Annotated in this window: 18 protein-coding genes; 6 read left to right on the top strand and 12 right to left on the bottom strand. The window is 66.9% G+C overall.

Features of this window, described 5'->3' with window-relative positions; all coding sequences use genetic code 11:
• Window positions 1-81 precede the first annotated feature (81 nt).
• From ACTF4R_RS15640 to ACTF4R_RS15625, 4 genes are all read right to left on the bottom strand, one after another.
• Window positions 82-837, bottom strand: coding sequence for a hypothetical protein (locus ACTF4R_RS15640; protein ID WP_440008799.1), 756 nt, complete (start codon window positions 835-837; stop codon window positions 82-84).
• A 46-nt stretch (window positions 838-883) separates the two neighbouring features.
• The gene (locus ACTF4R_RS15635; protein ID WP_433628003.1) at window positions 884-1162 is read right to left on the bottom strand and encodes a UPF0058 family protein; all 279 of its coding nucleotides are present in this window, start codon (window positions 1160-1162) and stop codon (window positions 884-886) included.
• A 72-nt stretch (window positions 1163-1234) separates the two neighbouring features.
• Window positions 1235-1453, bottom strand: a complete 219-nt coding sequence (locus ACTF4R_RS15630) for a ribbon-helix-helix domain-containing protein (RefSeq protein ID WP_113277504.1) — start codon at window positions 1451-1453, stop codon at window positions 1235-1237.
• Window positions 1454-1632: 179 nt separating this feature from the next.
• Window positions 1633-1893 (bottom strand): hypothetical protein, encoded by a 261-nt coding sequence (locus tag ACTF4R_RS15625; RefSeq protein ID WP_433628006.1) that lies wholly within the window; start codon window positions 1891-1893, stop codon window positions 1633-1635.
• 212 nt (window positions 1894-2105) lie between these two features.
• Between ACTF4R_RS15625 and ACTF4R_RS15620 the strand changes: the two genes are divergently transcribed.
• From ACTF4R_RS15620 to menD, 3 genes are read left to right on the top strand one after another with little or no spacing between them, the layout of a single operon-like run.
• Window positions 2106-2702: a sulfite oxidase-like oxidoreductase gene (locus ACTF4R_RS15620; protein WP_440008798.1), complete on the top strand. Its 597-nt coding sequence runs from the start codon at window positions 2106-2108 to the stop codon at window positions 2700-2702.
• Between the two features lie 32 nt (window positions 2703-2734).
• Window positions 2735-4060: an isochorismate synthase gene (locus ACTF4R_RS15615; protein ID WP_440008797.1), complete on the top strand. Its 1326-nt coding sequence runs from the start codon at window positions 2735-2737 to the stop codon at window positions 4058-4060.
• Window positions 4057-5826, top strand: coding sequence for a 2-succinyl-5-enolpyruvyl-6-hydroxy-3-cyclohexene-1-carboxylic-acid synthase (gene menD, locus ACTF4R_RS15610; protein WP_440008796.1), 1770 nt, complete (start codon window positions 4057-4059; stop codon window positions 5824-5826). Before ACTF4R_RS15615 ends, menD begins: the two co-directional genes overlap by 4 nt.
• Before the next feature lie 5 nt (window positions 5827-5831).
• Here menD and ACTF4R_RS15605 read toward each other — a convergent pair whose 3' ends face one another.
• The 4 genes from ACTF4R_RS15605 to ACTF4R_RS15590 all read right to left on the bottom strand — a co-directional run bounded on the left by ACTF4R_RS15605 (window position 5832) and on the right by ACTF4R_RS15590 (window position 9453).
• Window positions 5832-6041 carry a hypothetical protein gene (locus ACTF4R_RS15605; RefSeq protein ID WP_113277499.1) on the bottom strand — a complete coding sequence of 70 codons (210 nt, stop codon included), beginning with the start codon at window positions 6039-6041 and terminating at the stop codon, window positions 5832-5834.
• Window positions 6042-6229: 188 nt separating this feature from the next.
• On the bottom strand, window positions 6230-7576 hold the full coding sequence (locus ACTF4R_RS15600) for an alkaline phosphatase family protein (protein WP_440008795.1): 1347 nt from the start codon (window positions 7574-7576) through the stop codon (window positions 6230-6232).
• An 85-nt stretch (window positions 7577-7661) separates the two neighbouring features.
• Window positions 7662-8774, bottom strand: coding sequence for a DHH family phosphoesterase (locus ACTF4R_RS15595; protein ID WP_440008794.1), 1113 nt, complete (start codon window positions 8772-8774; stop codon window positions 7662-7664).
• A gap of 145 nt (window positions 8775-8919) precedes the next feature.
• The gene (locus tag ACTF4R_RS15590; RefSeq protein ID WP_433628023.1) at window positions 8920-9453 is read right to left on the bottom strand and encodes an inorganic diphosphatase; all 534 of its coding nucleotides are present in this window, start codon (window positions 9451-9453) and stop codon (window positions 8920-8922) included.
• A 202-nt stretch (window positions 9454-9655) separates the two neighbouring features.
• On the opposite strand from ACTF4R_RS15590, the gene ACTF4R_RS15585 reads away from it, so the two are divergent.
• The gene (locus ACTF4R_RS15585) at window positions 9656-10012 is read left to right on the top strand and encodes a PadR family transcriptional regulator (protein WP_440008793.1); all 357 of its coding nucleotides are present in this window, start codon (window positions 9656-9658) and stop codon (window positions 10010-10012) included.
• On the opposite strand, the gene ACTF4R_RS15580 is transcribed toward ACTF4R_RS15585, so the two are convergent.
• Window positions 9993-10541: a DUF7108 family protein gene (locus ACTF4R_RS15580; protein ID WP_440008792.1), complete on the bottom strand. Its 549-nt coding sequence runs from the start codon at window positions 10539-10541 to the stop codon at window positions 9993-9995. The two genes, ACTF4R_RS15585 and ACTF4R_RS15580, sit on opposite strands and share 20 nt — an antisense overlap.
• On the bottom strand, window positions 10534-11127 hold the full coding sequence (gene rnhA / locus ACTF4R_RS15575) for a ribonuclease HI (protein ID WP_440008791.1): 594 nt from the start codon (window positions 11125-11127) through the stop codon (window positions 10534-10536). Before rnhA ends, ACTF4R_RS15580 begins: the two co-directional genes overlap by 8 nt.
• Before the next feature lie 139 nt (window positions 11128-11266).
• On the opposite strand from rnhA, the gene ACTF4R_RS15570 reads away from it, so the two are divergent.
• Window positions 11267-12232 (top strand): transcription initiation factor IIB, encoded by a 966-nt coding sequence (locus ACTF4R_RS15570; protein ID WP_113277492.1) that lies wholly within the window; start codon window positions 11267-11269, stop codon window positions 12230-12232.
• 166 nt (window positions 12233-12398) lie between these two features.
• Here ACTF4R_RS15570 and ACTF4R_RS15565 read toward each other — a convergent pair whose 3' ends face one another.
• Window positions 12399-13136 carry a metal-dependent hydrolase gene (locus ACTF4R_RS15565; RefSeq protein ID WP_440008790.1) on the bottom strand — a complete coding sequence of 246 codons (738 nt, stop codon included), beginning with the start codon at window positions 13134-13136 and terminating at the stop codon, window positions 12399-12401.
• Between the two features lie 112 nt (window positions 13137-13248).
• Here ACTF4R_RS15565 and ACTF4R_RS15560 point away from each other — a divergent pair, with 112 nt between their 5' ends.
• The gene (locus ACTF4R_RS15560) at window positions 13249-13980 is read left to right on the top strand and encodes a fumarylacetoacetate hydrolase family protein (protein WP_440008789.1); all 732 of its coding nucleotides are present in this window, start codon (window positions 13249-13251) and stop codon (window positions 13978-13980) included.
• 124 nt (window positions 13981-14104) lie between these two features.
• Here the strand turns inward: ACTF4R_RS15560 and dpsA are convergent, their stop codons facing one another.
• The gene (gene dpsA / locus ACTF4R_RS15555) at window positions 14105-14641 is read right to left on the bottom strand and encodes a DNA starvation/stationary phase protection protein DpsA (RefSeq protein ID WP_440008788.1); all 537 of its coding nucleotides are present in this window, start codon (window positions 14639-14641) and stop codon (window positions 14105-14107) included.
• Window positions 14642-14748 lie beyond the last annotated feature (107 nt).

Raw genomic sequence — 14748 nt, 5'->3', positions numbered from 1 at the left:
AGTGCTAATAGGTAACGGACCGGCGGGAAACGTCGCGCGCGGACCGCTCGCGCTGGTGGAAAGCGGCCGCGGCGCGGGGCCTCAGAGCGCCACCTCGGTCAGCGACAGCGCGTCGTCCTCCGGGGCATCGTCGCCGTCCGCGACGACCGCGAACGTCCCGGTACTCTGGCCGTCGGGCAGCAGAATCGCGGCACCGGCGAACAGCGGCGCGAGCACGCCGGCGACGACGGCCCGGGGGTCGGCGAGCGACGCGCGCACCGCCACCGCGTCGCCCGGTTCGAGGTTCCGCTCCGCGGCGACCGTCTCCGTGGCGTCGAGCAACGCGGCGTGCGAGTAGTCCCGGTCCCCGTCGGTCAGTGCGGGCGCGTCCGGCGAGACGGGCGTCGGCGGGAACGCGGGGTTCTCGCTCCAGACGCTCTCGCCGAACCACGCGACTGCGGGGTCGTCGGCCTCCTCGCGGAAGGCGATTCGCTGGCCGCCCGGCGGGAGGTCGTACTCCCCGATTCGGTCGCCCGGTGCGACCAGTACCCGCGCCCGGGCGTCGCGGGGCGGGGCGAACCGGACTCGCGCGCCCAGCAGGGCCGTGCCGAGGAGCGCGAGTACCGCCTCGGGCGCGCGGGCCGGGACGATGGCGACGGTCGCCCCCGACGAATCCGCGTCGTCGCTCGTACGCTCCTCGCTCGCGCGGACGCCGAGCCGCCGGAGGTAGTTTCCCGTCTTCCACGCGGTAGTGCAGAATCGGTGATAGTCGAACTCTCGCGCGGAGTCGCCCGGCACGAGGAGCGCCGGGTCGTCGCTCCGGCGCTCGCGCGCCACCAGGTCGCCGAGCGTGTCCATGCGGGCCGTTCCGCGCGGTGCGGGCAAAAGTGCGACGGTCCGAAAATCAGATCTTCTGTTCGGCGTCGTCGGCGAGTTCCTTCATCCGCTTGCCGATGCGGCCCGCCTCGCTGAACTCGTCTTCGCTCATCACGGTCGCCAGGGCGTTACCGAGCACGAACACGGCGTGTTTGTGTTCGCTCTTGGATTTGTGGACGTGGGACGGGTCGACGTCCAGCTGGTCGTACGCTTCGAACGTGCCCGCCGGGACGTCCTCCGAGCCGCGGAAGTACTCCATGATGGTGACCATCTGCTCGTGAAGCTCGAGGAGTTCGTCTTTGTGCATAACCGCGGATTGGGAGTTAGGCCGTTTAAGCGTTTCCCAGAAAGGTCGGATCAACTGACAAGAACGGCAGCGTTAGAAGACGTACTCGTCTTCGTGACCCATCATTCCTTCGTCCTCTATTCCTGCGTCTCTGTCCTCGTCGTCCATCGGACCACTCGTCTTGTACGCCTTGAGGCCCGTCGACAGCAGGTCTTCGATGGCCTCCTCGCGGTTGACGAACTCGCCCTGTTCGACCATCTGGGCGATCTGCATTTCGAGGTGCTCCGGGACGGTTATCTCTACCTTCGGCATTGGAACAGTTGTGGGCTTCGGGAGGGGTGTTCTTAAGTCTGACGGGTATATAATGGCGGTATCTGAAAGATGATGCTCCAAACGAAAAGATTTGTTTTCAGATACGGCTATATCACTCTCTGTTCGCAAAATGCTCGCAGTTCACCGACTGGATAAAGAAAGCGTTTCTCGTCCGGTCCTCACCGGTTGAGCATCTGGTCGATTGATTTGATGATGCTTCCCGGCGCCAGCGACTCCAGTCGCTGTTGCATTCGCTTCTGGTTGAAGTAACTCGCGAACGCGAGGATGGTCGGCGGCCAGAGACCGATGAACAGCCCCCGCTCGCGGTTCCCGCGAAGGAAAAACTGATGCCACGCGAGCAGCACCGACATCGCCGACGCGATTATCGCCACGTCGCGCGTCGATTCCTCGGCCGCTTCCATCGTTCCTCTCTCCGCCATTCTGGGTCGTTGTTCTGCCTCGGACATGCGTCAACCGATAGCGCGAGGCTGTCCTTTGTTATTCAGTTGCTACTCGGCGGAAGGTACGGAATATACTCCGATATCGCGATTACTCGCCGATAATCGGTCGTTTCGAACGGTTCCGAGCGACCCTTCGGTCCTCCCCGACGGGTGTCGTTAAACCTACCTGCACGCCGTCCCATCACCCGAACATGAGCAAGCGGGACGTGACCGACCTTCACCGGGAGTTCGACGGCGAGCGGCTACCGCCGGGTCAGCGCGAGACGAGCAAGTTCCCAGTCCTCTCGAAGAGCGGGACCCCGGACTGGGACCCCGACACCTGGGAGTTCACCGTGACGGGCGCGGTCGAGGACGAACTCGCGTTCTCGTGGGACGAGTTCACCGACCTCCCGGCCGAGACCCAGCGCCAGGACTTCCACTGCGTGACGGGATGGAGCCGGTTCGACAACGAGTTCACCGGCGTGCCGTTTCCGACCATCGCCGAGCGCGCGGGCGTGCGCGACGACGCCGTCCACGTCATGTTCTCCGCGCTCGACGGCTACACGACCAACCTTCCGCTGGACGAGTGCATGCGCGAGGAGGTCCTGTTCACCTGGGAGTTCGACGGCGAGCAGCTACCGCGGGAACACGGCGGTCCGCTCCGCGTCGTCACGCCCCACCGGTACGCGTACAAGGGTGCGAAGTGGGTCGACGGCGTGGAGTTCCTCACCGAACCGGAACGCGGCTACTGGGAGAAGCGCGGCTACTCGAACACCGCGAATCCGTGGAACGAGGAGAGATATAGTTAGGCTGAAGGCATCGCGTTCCTGATTCCAGTGCAATGCCACCGCACCGCGACGGCCAGGTGTCGGCGGGGGCTCGCATCGTGGCACGCTCTCGCCGCATCCCGGACGTCTCCTTTCGCTCGTTTCTCGCCGGGCGGACCTCCCCGCGCGTCCACTGGGTCGCGCCGGACGGGCTCGAGATCGCCGCCTGTGGCGCGGCAGCGCGACTGACAGCGGACGGCCCCGACCGATTCGAGGCGGTCCGCGACGAGGGCGCGGAGCTTTTCGACGCGCTCGACGCCCCCGACGACGCGCCCGCCGCGACGCGCCCCCGGCTGTTCGGCGGATTCGCGTTCCACGCCGACCACGACCCCGTGTCCCCGTGGGACGGGTTTCCGGGCGCGGAGTTCGTCCTGCCGCGCGTCCAGTTGACCCGGACGGACAGCGACACGTGGCTCACCGTCGCGGTCGAGGACGCGGACGAGGCCGACGCGCTGCTCGCCGCGACGCGTTCCGACCTCGCCGACCTGCCGACGATGCGCCCCGCCGGATCGCCGCCCGGCGTCGAGACCACTCGTCACACTACCTCCCGCGAGGAGTGGTGCGCCCAGGTCCGACGGGCGACCGACCGCATCGACCGCGGAGAACTCCGGAAGGTCGTACTCGCGACGGCGCTCGAGGTGACCCTCTCCGAGCCGGTGTCGGTGCCGGACGTGCTCGAACGCCTCCGGGCCTCCTACCCCGACTGCTACCGGTTCCTGCTGGAGCCGAGCGACGGGGGCGGATTCTTCGGGGCACCCCCGGAACGGCTCGTCTCCCTCTCCGGGCGCACCGTCGAGACCGAGGCGCTCGCGGGGACGGTCGGTCGCGGGGAGACGCCCGAGGAGGACGACGAACTCGCCGCGGAACTGCTGGACAGCGAGAAGGTTCGCGAGGAACACGCGCTCGTCGCCGAGACGATACGCGACCGTCTCGCACCGCTGGCCGAATCGGTGACCGTCGGCAGTCGCGGCCTCCGCCGCCTCTCGACCATCCAGCACCTCCAGACGCCCATCTCCGCGACGCTCAGCGCTGACGGCCACGTCCTCGACGTGGTCGAGGCGCTGCATCCCACGCCCGCGGTCGGCGGACTGCCGCCGGACGCGGCGATGCGGACCATCCGCGAGACGGAGACGTTCGACCGCGGCTGGTACGCATCGCCCGTCGGCTGGTTCGACGCCGACGGCGACGGGGAGTTCGCGGTCGCCATCCGCGCCGGCGTCGCGGCCGGCGACCGGGCGACCCTGTTCGCCGGCAACGGAATCGTCGCCGACAGCGACCCGGACGACGAGTGGGAGGAAGTGCAGTTGAAGTACCTGCCGATACTCGACGAACTCGAATGACGGCACCGAACAGGAACGTGCTGTGGGCGGAGACGGTCGTGGACGAACTCGTGGCCGGGGGCGTCGACGCGGCCTGTCTCGCGCCCGGCAGTCGCTCGACGCCGCTGACCGTCGCGTTCGCCGAGCACGACGACGTGACCGTCTTCTCGCACCTCGACGAGCGCTCGGCGGCCTTCTTCGCGCTCGGACGGGGCAAGCGCACGGGGCGACCGACGCCGGTCGTCTGCACCTCCGGCACCGCGGCCGCGAACTTCCACCCCGCGGTCATCGAGGCGAACCAGGCGCGGGTGCCGCTGCTCGTGTTCACGGCCGACCGCCCGCCGGAACTGCGCGACAGCGGTGCGAACCAGACCGTCGACCAGGAGAAGCTGTACGGCGACGCCGTGCGCTGGTACGCCGACGTCGCCGAACCCGAAGCGGAGCCGCGGAAGTTGCGCTCGCTCCGGACGACCGCGGCACGGGCCGTCGCGGAGTCGACCGGGACGCCCGCCGGCCCGGTCCACCTGAACTTCCCGTTCCGGAAACCCCTGGAACCGACCGAGGTACCCGGCGACGTTCCCACCGACCTCGCCGAGCGGGACCCGCTCGCCGCCGAGGGTCGCGACGGACCGTTCGTCACGGTGACTCGCGGCGAACCGGAACTGGACGAGCGCGACCTGGCGTCGGTCGCGAACGCCCTCTCGGCGGCCGACCGGGGCCTGCTCGTCGCCGGACCGGCGGACGCCGCGTCGGCCGACGGCGCGGCCACGCCGACCCGGGATGCCCTCGCCGCCCTCGCGGACGCGACCGGGTTTCCGGTGCTCGCCGACCCCCTGTCGGGCCACCGGTTCGGCCACGGCGACGAGCCGTTAGTCGCCGGAGGGTACGACGCCTACCTCGCACCCGGGGTGACCGACGAGTGGCCGGACCCCGAGGTCGTGGTCCGGTTCGGCGCGTCCCCGACCTCCAAGCCCCTCCGCCGGTACCTCGAACGCGCCGACGCCCGGCAGTTCCTCGTCGACCCCGCTGGCGAGTGGCGCGAGGCGACGTTCACCGCGAGCGACCTCGTGGTCGCCGACCCGACGCGGTTCGCGCGCGAGGTGGCGGCCGCCGTCGACTCCCGGGGAAGCGACGACTGGCGCGAGCGCTTCGAGCGGGCGGAATCGAGCCATTGGGCGGTCGTCGCGGAGAGCGAGGCGTACTTCGAGGGGGCCGTGGTCGGTGCGGTCGCCGACCTGCTTCCGGACCCCGCGACCCTGTTCGTCTCTAACAGCATGCCGGTCCGGGACTTAGACCGGTTCGCCCGGCCGCGGTCGGCGGACGTGACGGCACTCAGCAACCGCGGCGCGAGCGGCATCGACGGCATCACCAGCACCGCGCTCGGTGCCGGCAGCGCGACCGACGACCCCCTCGTCGTCGTGACCGGCGACCTGGCGTACTACCACGACATGAACGGCCTGCTCGCGCTCGGCCGCTGCGGGGTCGACGCGACCGTAATCGAGGTGAACAACGACGGCGGCGGCATCTTCCACATGCTCCCCATCGAGGAGTTCGACCCGCCCTTCACCGACCAGTTCCGGACCCCGCACGGCCTCGACTTCGAACCGACGGGGGAGCTCTACGACCTCGACTTCTCGCGGGTCGAGTCGCTGTCGGCCCTGCGTGAGCGGGTTCGGACGTCGCTGTCGACGTCCGGTACGCAGGTCGTCGAGGCGGTCACCGACGCCGAGTCGAGCCACCGAACCCGGGAGCGACTGCGGGAGCGAACCGTCGAACGGCTCTCCTGACGTCGCTACTCGTCTCGTTCGTCTAGCTGGTCGCGGAGCGCCGCAACCTCCTCGCGGAGCGCCTCCAGTTCCTCGGCTTCGTCGGTCTTCGAGCGTCGGTAGACGAGATAGAACCCGCCGAACACGGTCAGCGGGAGGCCGAACATCATGACGGCCACGAGCAGGATTACTATCAGTTCCATGCCGCCGGGAACCGGACCGAACAGGGGGACCATGTTCCGGCCTCGCCAGCGCGGCGACATAAACTTTCTACCTCACCGCGAATCGGGCGGCTGGACGCCCTCCGGTCTCGGCCGCCGACGCGGAGGGCGCTGGACGGCGGTCGTCGAGTTCGCGGGCGGCGTCGCTCGCGGGGGTGACGGTCCGGCGAAAAACGTGCGAGCGTCGGGGAGACCGACCGGCGTTACGCCAGGCTCCGCCCCTCGAACTCGTGGTCGGGGTAGTCCATCTCCATCAGGTCGAGGATGGTGGGCGCGATGTCGAACAGGTCGACGTCGTCGTCGACGGTCACGTCGGGGTCGTCGACGAACAGCGAGGCGTTGTCGAAGCTGTGCATCCCGTTCCGGGGACCCTGGGAGAACACGTCGTCGTGACCCTTGAATCCGGCCTTCATGTCGAAGCCGTGGCTCGGGATGGCGACGAGGTCCGGCGCGATGTCGGTGTGGTCGCCGTGGAACGCCTCCTCCTTCTCGACGACGCGCTCGCAGACCTTCCGGCCGTCGGGGCCTTCGAGGTCTTCGAGTTGGGCCTTGAGTTCGGCGCGCTTCTCCTCGTACTGCTCCTCGGGGACGCGCCCGCGCGGTTCGCGGCCCTCCAGGTTGATGTAGAACCGACCCGGGATGAGCGAGTACGCCTCGGTGTCGTCGGCGATGTCGCTGAGTTCCTCGTGGTCGTCGTCCTCGTATGAGAGCCAGCCCTCGTCGGCGAGCCACTGGTTGAAGTGGACCTCGTAGTCGAGCGAGGTGAACCCGTGGTCGCTTGCGACCACCATCGTCACGTCGTCGGGCAGCATCTCGCGCAGGCGGCCGATGTACTCGTCGACCTGGCGGTAGAAGTCGATGAACTCCTCCTTGTACTCGCCGTCCTCCTCGTAGTCCTTGAACAGGAAGTGGTTGACGCGGTCGGTCGTCATGAAGACGCCGAAGAAGAGGTCCCAGTCGTCCTGTTCGACGTAATGTTCGAACGCCTCGAATCGCGCGTCGAGGGTGCGGTGGGCGTTCTCGATGAACTCGGACTTGTCGTCGTCGTGGCCGAGTTTCGCGTTCGCGTCGATGCGGTAGTCGATGGATTCGAGGTACTCCCGGAGTTCGTCGGGGTGGGCGGCCTTGTCGACGCCGGGCGAGAGGAAGCCGGAGACCATGCGCTGGACGTTACGCTGCGGCGGGAACGTGACGGGGACGTTCATCACCGTCGAGTTCCGGCCGGCGTCGGTGACCCGGTCCCAGATGCGGGTCGCCTGTACGTCCCGACCCATCGGGACGTAGGTGTCGTACGACCCGGTTTCGCGGTCCTGGAAGCCGTAGACGCCGGTTTCGCCCGGGTTCGCTCCGGTGGTGAGTGCCGGCCAGCACGCGGACGACTCGGGCGGCACGATGCTGTCGATGGGGCCGGCGCTGCCCTCTCTGGCGAGTGCGGCGATGTTCTCGAACTCGGAGGCGTTGTCCTTCAGAAAGCTGTACGGCACGCCGTCGATGCCGAAGAAAGCAACCCGCGGCTCGTCGTCGCCACGGAGCTTATCGAACAAACCCATACGCGGCCCTATCACGGGCGGACACAAGTAGTTTCTTTTCCGTGCTACCAACACTCGAACCGGCGGACGGGAAGCGGGAGAGCGGTCAGGACTGCTCGAACGCGGAGAACAGCGCCTTCCGCGTGCTGGCGTCGATGAGCGAGTCGAGCGTCTCCTCGTGTTCGCCCTCGACGCGGGCGAAGATGCCCAGCGGGACCCGGGCGGTCGCGGCGTCGGCGTTCCCGCCGGTCGTCTCGCTGGCGTCGAACGCCGCCGTCAGGATGTCCACCGCGCTCGTTCGGACGTCCTCGGCGCGACAGGAGACGACGATGGTCTCCTCGTGGAGACCGAACACGGCCGCGGTCGAGACGCCCTCCAGGCGGAGCAGCGAGTCCGACGCCTCCTCCAGCGCGCTGACGGACGGGACCGCGCCGACGTTCGTCACGGCGAAACTCGCGCGGCGCTCGCGGTTGGCGATGGCGTCGCCGAGCACGTCGAAGGTGTCGCCGCTGACGCCCGGCGAGCGCAGGTCCTCGATGCGGCCGAGGTCGGCGTACGCGTGGAGGAAGCCGGCGGCGTCGTAGTCGTTGCGACCGTTCGCGCGACGGAACTCCCGGGTTCCGGCGCGGATGCCGTACAGGAGCGCGGTCGCCACGCGCTGGTCGGGGACCAGGCCGGCCTCCCGGACCAGTTCCGTCACCGTCGTCGAGGTGGCTCCGTCGTCGGTGCGCGTGACGGTGAGGATGTTCTCCTCCGCGGTCGGTCGGTGCCGGACGACCGCGACGACCGGCGGGTTGTTCGAGAGGCGGGGGACCGCGCCGCCGCCGCCGATGGCGATGGCGGCGTCGCAGTCGCTGCTCTCCGTGCCGTCCTCCAGCACCGTGAGGTCGACGTCGAAGATGTTGCAGAACGCCTTGCCGTCCTCCTCGGTCACGTCCCCCTCCGCGAGGACGCGGGCGGCGACGCCCCACTCCTTACAGAGCGCCTGGAGACCGACGGCGGCCGCGAGTGCGTCGATGCTCGCCCCTTCGGGGACGACGAGGGCGACGCGGTTCTGTCCGGCGACGGTGGTCCGCAGCGAGTCGACGGACGACTCCTCGGTCGTCGTATCAGCTTCCTGTGACTGTACGGCGTACACGACGATACCGCCGGAGAGCAGGAGGGCGAGTGCGGTGAGAGCTATCGTAGCGGCGTTTTCGACGGGGAAGCCTGCGGCCATTGATGTCGCGTACCTCTGCCACGAGATAAATACTTTCCGGGACAGATACGCAGAATGTCACTTGCTGCAGTGGCGTCCGGGCGCTGGTCGGGGACGGCGCGACGAACGGTCGAAGAAAGCAAGAGAGTTCGAAAGCGGTCGTCGTTCAGCCGAAGTGCTCTTCGTAGAGGTCCATCGCGTGCTCGATGGCGTCCTTCGCGGCCGCCTTGTCCTCCCAGCCGAGGGTCTCGACTTCCTTGCCCGCTTCGAGGTTCTTGTACGTCTCGAAGAACTCCTCGATCTCGGCCTTCTTCTGGTCGGTGAGGTCGTCGACGTCCTCGACGTGGTCGTAGCGAGGGTCCTCGATGGGGACGGCGATGACCTTGTCGTCCTGTTCGCCGTCGTCGTCCATCTTCATCATCGCGACCGGACGGGCCTCGATGACGCAGCCGGGGAACGTCTGGTCCTTGACGAGGACGAGCACGTCGAAGGGGTCCTCGTCGTCGTAGTACGACTGCGGGATGAAGCCGTAGTCGGAGGGGTAGTGGACGTTGCTGTGGAGAACGCGGTCCAGCATCACGCCGGGGATGTCCTTGTCGTACTCGTACTTGTTGCGCTCGCCTTTGAGACATTCGACGACGGCGTAGATTTCTTCGGGCGGATTCGGGCCCGTCTCGAGGTCTTCCCAGAGGTTCGTCATGGGTCAGTCGGGGAATCGACGGGAAGACCAAAAAGTCCTTTCGGCATCGACTCAAAGCTCCGTCGACGCCCTCCCCACGCGGCGTCGTCTCTACGCTCTCGGGCGGGTTTCGAAACGAAAAACGGATTACCGTGGCCGGAAACGCCAAGAAACTTGAGAAGGGTTAAATATCTCGGTTACATATTTCGTTCTGTCAAAGCCAATGTCAGAGGCACAAACACTGAGCGAGAGCAGTACTGCGCGCGACCTCACCGCGTTCCAGCGGAACATCCTGATGGTGCTCACCGAGGAGTCCATGTACGGGCTCGCCATCAAGCGCGAACTCGAAGACTACTACGGGGAGGAAGTGAACCACGGTCGTCTGTACCCGAACCTGGACACGCTCGTCGAGCGCGACCTCGTCGAGAAGAGCGAACTCGACAAGCGCACCAACGAGTACGCTCTCACCGAGAAAGGGCTCGAAGCAGTCAAGGACCAGATCTCCTGGTCGCTCTCGAAGTTCGTCACGAGTGAGGAGCGGGCCGAGAAGGTTCGGTCGCTCATCGAGAGCCGGAACTAGTTCGTTCGAACACCAGTTCGACCGACTCTTCGACGATTTCTTTCTGTCGCCCCGTCGGCCACGCGTTGCGCGGGAAGTACTCCGAGAGGAACTCCTCGACTTCGTCGTCGGTCGCCGATTCGACAGGGCGCGCGTAGTGGTTGCTCATGAAGTCGGCGAACGCGGTGGCGTTCGCGCCGTGAACGTCGCCGTGTTCCTCCCGGACCGCCGTCGCAACGGCGCGGTTGTGCTCGTCGACCTCGTCCCAGTCCTCCGGGTCGCCGGGACCGTCGAGGGGAATCTCCGCCGCGCGGTCGGTGTCCTCGATGCGTTCGACGCGGACCGTCCCGTCCTCGGTCCACTCGTCGGGATGGAGCACGAGCACGTCCCGCTTGTCTTCGTTACGCACGCGTGCGGAGAATTCGTATTCAGCCAGCAGTGAGTCGCGCTCGTTCCGATACTTCTCCCGTTCGTCGTCGTCGACCGCCTCCCGGGCGAGTCTGGTGAGTCGTTCCGCCCGCTCGACGGCGTCGTCTGGCAGGTCAGCCATCGTCCAGTGCCTCGTTCGCCAGTTCGTCGGCGCGTTCGTTTACCTCCCGCGGTACGTGGTCGAGCGACCAGTCGTCGAAGCGCTCGAGCAGCTCCCGGACCCTGACGCGGCGTTCGCGCAGTTCCGGGTCGTTGGTGTCCCACGCGCCGGTAACCTGCTTGACGATGAGCTGCGAGTCGCCTTTCACCTCTACCTCGTCGAACCCGTAGTCGCTGGCGGCTTCGAGCGCCCTGACGAGCGCTGCGTACTCCGCCTGGTTGTTGGTGGCGCGGCCGATGCGCTCTCCCCCGTCGGCGGCGATGCCATCGCTGGTGACGATGACCCACCCGATGGCGGCCGGACCGGGGTTGCCGCGGCTCGCGCCGTCGAAGTAGACGTACGCGCGACCGCCCTCGTCCCGCAGGACCGCCTCGATGTCCTGCGGCGAACTGCCCTGTATCACGACCTTGTCGTCGTAGGCGACCGCGACCGCGTCGCCGCGCGCGGCACGCCAGCGCTCGTGGTCCGTCTTCCCCTCCGACAGCTCCGCCCCGGCGCTGGCGAGCGCCTCGCGGGCCTCGTCGACGTCGCATTCGATGACAGGCATCTCTCGGATTTCGGCTACGATGGAGTATACGCTTTCCGATGGCCGCCCCCAGACGTGTTATCGGCGCGCAGTATCGCCAGTTATAAAACCGTTGTGACCAAGGGTTTAAGTGCGTAGGAGCTACTACTATAAAAGTGCGATGACACGGTCCACTCGTCAGCGGGAGCGCCAACTCGAAGGGGATCAAACGGCGGACGAAAAAGAGGGAGAGCGGGCTTGTCCGGAGTGTAATTCCGACAATCTGGTCAAGAGTTCTGATCGCGCGGAGCTAGTCTGTGACGATTGCGGTCTCGTCGTTGAGGAGGAACAGATCGACCCCGGTCCGGAGTGGCGGGCGTTCAACCACCAGGAACGCCAGCAGAAGTCCCGGGTCGGCGCGCCGACGACCCAGACGATGCACGACAAGGGGCTGACGACCACCATCGACTGGAAGGACAAGGACGCCTACGGTCGCTCTATCTCCTCGAAGAAACGAAGTCAGATGCACCGACTGCGCAAGTGGCAGGAGCGCATCCGGACCAAGGACGCCGGCGAGCGCAACCTCCAGTTCGCGCTCAGCGAGATCGACCGGATGGCCTCCGCGCTGGGCGTTCCCCGGTCCGTACGCGAAGTCGCCTCCGTCATCTACCGACGTGCACTGAAAGAGGACCTCATCCGCGGCCGCTCCATCGAGGGCGTCGCCACGAGCGCTCTCTACGCTGCCTGCCGAAAGGAGGGCATTCCGCGAAGTCTGGAGGAGATATCGGAAGTCTCGCGCGTCGAACGGAAAGAGATCGGTCGCACGTATCGCTACATCTCCCAGGAACTCGGCCTCGAGATGAAGCCGGTCGATCCGAAGAAGTACGTTCCGCGGTTCTGTTCTGAACTCGAACTCAGCGAGGAGGTCCAGTCGAAGGCGAACGACATCATCGAGACGACCGCCGAGGAAGGACTGCTGTCGGGCAAATCGCCGACGGGGTACGCCGCGGCCGCCATCTACGCCGCGTCGCTGCTCTGCAACGAGAAGAAGACCCAGCGCGAGGTCGCCGACGTCGCCCAGGTCACCGAGGTCACCATCCGCAACCGCTACCAGGAACAGATAGAGGCGATGGGTATTCACAGTTAACCCGCTGCCGCAGTCCCGTTCTCCGCCGCTCGCGAGCGACGACCGACCTCGAACGTGAACTCTCGCAGCGATTGTACGACGGCCAGCGAACGGCTTCGTATCTCGGTCGAGCGAACTGCACAGCGTCGTTTTCGAAAAGAGGGTCGGCGTAGCGTTGCCCGGATGGTCAGTACAGCGTCTCGGTCAGGTCGACCGTCTCGTCGCCGTCGAGCGCGTGGACCTCAGCGTCGCTGCCGGTGGCCTCGACCTCGCGCTCGAAGTCCGCCGGGTCCTGTTCGATGGGCGGGAACGTGTCGTAGTGCATCGGGAAGGCGACGTCGGCGTCAAGCCAGTCGACGGCGATGGCGGCCTGGGACGGTCCCATCGTGAAGTGGTCGCCGATGGGGACCGCGACGGCGTCCGGTTCGAGGTACGGCCCGATGACCTCGCGCATCTCGGTCATCAGCGCCGTGTCGCCCGCGTGGTAGAACGTCTCGCTCTCCTCGTCGCTGACCTGCGTCGGCTTCGTGTCGCTGACGACGAACCCGACGGGCATCCCGACGTCGTACTCGTAGCTGGTCTGGGCACCGTTCGTGTGGTCCGAGCGATGCATCGTGACGTAGGCGTCGCCACACTCGACGGTACCCCCGATGTTCATGCCCATGCCGGCGATGGCCTCGTCGAGTCCGAGTTCGTCCTCGACGTACCCCGCGAGTTCCGGCGTCGCGACGACGGTGGCGTCGCCGAACTCCCCGGCGTCGCCGATGTGGTCGGCGTGTGCGTGCGTCAGGAGGAGGTAGTCCGGGTCGTCGACGTCCGACGGTTCGAGCGACGTCTTGGGGTTGTCGAAGAACGGGTCGATGAGCAGGTCGGTGTCGCCGACGGTGACGTGCCACGTCGAGTGTCCGTGCCAGGTGAGTTCCATGGGTACGGTTTCACTTCTTCGCAGAGAGCCATAAAGGATGGCGGCCTCGCGTCGTCGGCGAGGGTTCGCCGGGACCGAACGCTATTAGACTCGGGGAACGAGACCACTCCGTATGCGACGAGTTCGATTCCGCGACCCCGCAGGCTCTGTCAGGAACGGCGAGTGGACCGACGCCGGCATCGCGTTCGGCGGCGAGACGTACGACCCCGACGACGTCGACGTGCTCGCACCCGCCGACCCCTCCAAGATAGTCTGCGTCGGCCTGAACTACGCCGACCACGCGGCCGAGCGCGACAAGGACCTGCCCGAGCGACCACTCCTCTTCCTCAAACCGCCGAACGCGGTCTCCGCGCACGGCGACACCGTCACCCTCCCGTCCGGCAAGGACCGCATCGACCACGAGGCGGAACTGGCGGTCGTCGTCGGCGAGCAGTGTCGGAACCTCACCCCCGAGGACGCGATGGACGCCGTCGCCGGGTTCACGTGCGCGGACGACCTTTCGAACCGCGACGACCAGGACCGAGAGCAGAACTGGGTGCGCGGCAAGGCGTTCGACAACTCCTGTCCCCTCGGTCCGGTGCTGGCGACGCCCGACGAGGTACCGGCGGACGCCGCGGTCCGACTGCGCGTGAACGGCGACCTCCGTCAGGAGTCCTCCCGCGACGAGTTCATCTTCTCCGTGCCGGAACTGCTCGCCGAGATAACGACCTACCTCACGCTCGAACCCGGCGACGTCGTGCTGACTGGCACCCCGGCCGGCGTCGGACCGCTCTCGGACGGCGACCGCGTCGAGGTCGAAGTCGAGGGCGTCGGCACGCTCGCCCACGACGTCCGGATTCCGTGACGGGAGAGCCGGGTCGCCCGTCTCCCCGCGTCGGTAAGCCCCCGTCTCCGGGTGGCGGTGCGACCGCCGCGTTCGTCCGGGACGCCACTCGACCGACGTGCGCCCCACGGTCGGCGACAGGAACCTACGAGTGCTCGACGAGGGTGTCGTCCTTGAGGTAGTGGTCCATGACGTGGACGTGTTCCTCGAGTTCGACGAGTTGCTGGCGGAGCATCTCCCCCGTCGCGTGGTCGCCGAGGCTCTCCGCGAGTTCGATGTGTTCGCGGTAGCTCTCGATGATGCTGCCGTACATCTCGATGTCGTTCTCGAAGGAGGTTCGGATGTCGTAGACGTCTTCGTCCTCGCTCTCGACCGTCGCGGCGTTCGACAGCGCGGTCATGCTCGCGTGGGGAACGCCGCCGAGCGCCTGGACGCGTTCTGCGACCTCGTCGGCAGCGTGCTCGACGTCCTCGTAGGCCTCCTCGAGGAACTCGTGGATTCCGAGGTGTTCGGCGCCCTCGACGTTCCAGTGGTGCTTGTGGAGCTGGTGGTAGAGGACGTACGCGTTGGCGAGGTCGGTGTTCAGCGCGTCGATTATCTGCTCGGCCTTGTCCTGGTCGAGACGAAGCGGGTTCTCCTCGACGGTGTCCGATTGCTGGCGGATTTGCTGTCGTGCTCCCATGGTCAGTGCTACGCCGCCACACAGTATATAATTTCCCGCCGAAACTGGAATTCAGGCGTGACAGCGGCGCTACATCGAGTACGCGGTCGTTCCTCCTGTACCGGACG

This window comes from Halomicrococcus pelagicus, from assembly GCF_051917725.1.
In the GTDB taxonomy this organism is placed as follows: domain Archaea; phylum Halobacteriota; class Halobacteria; order Halobacteriales; family Haladaptataceae; genus Halomicrococcus.
The sequence above is the reverse complement of the archived record's forward strand: the minus strand, read 5'-3'. Positions and strand labels throughout refer to the sequence as shown.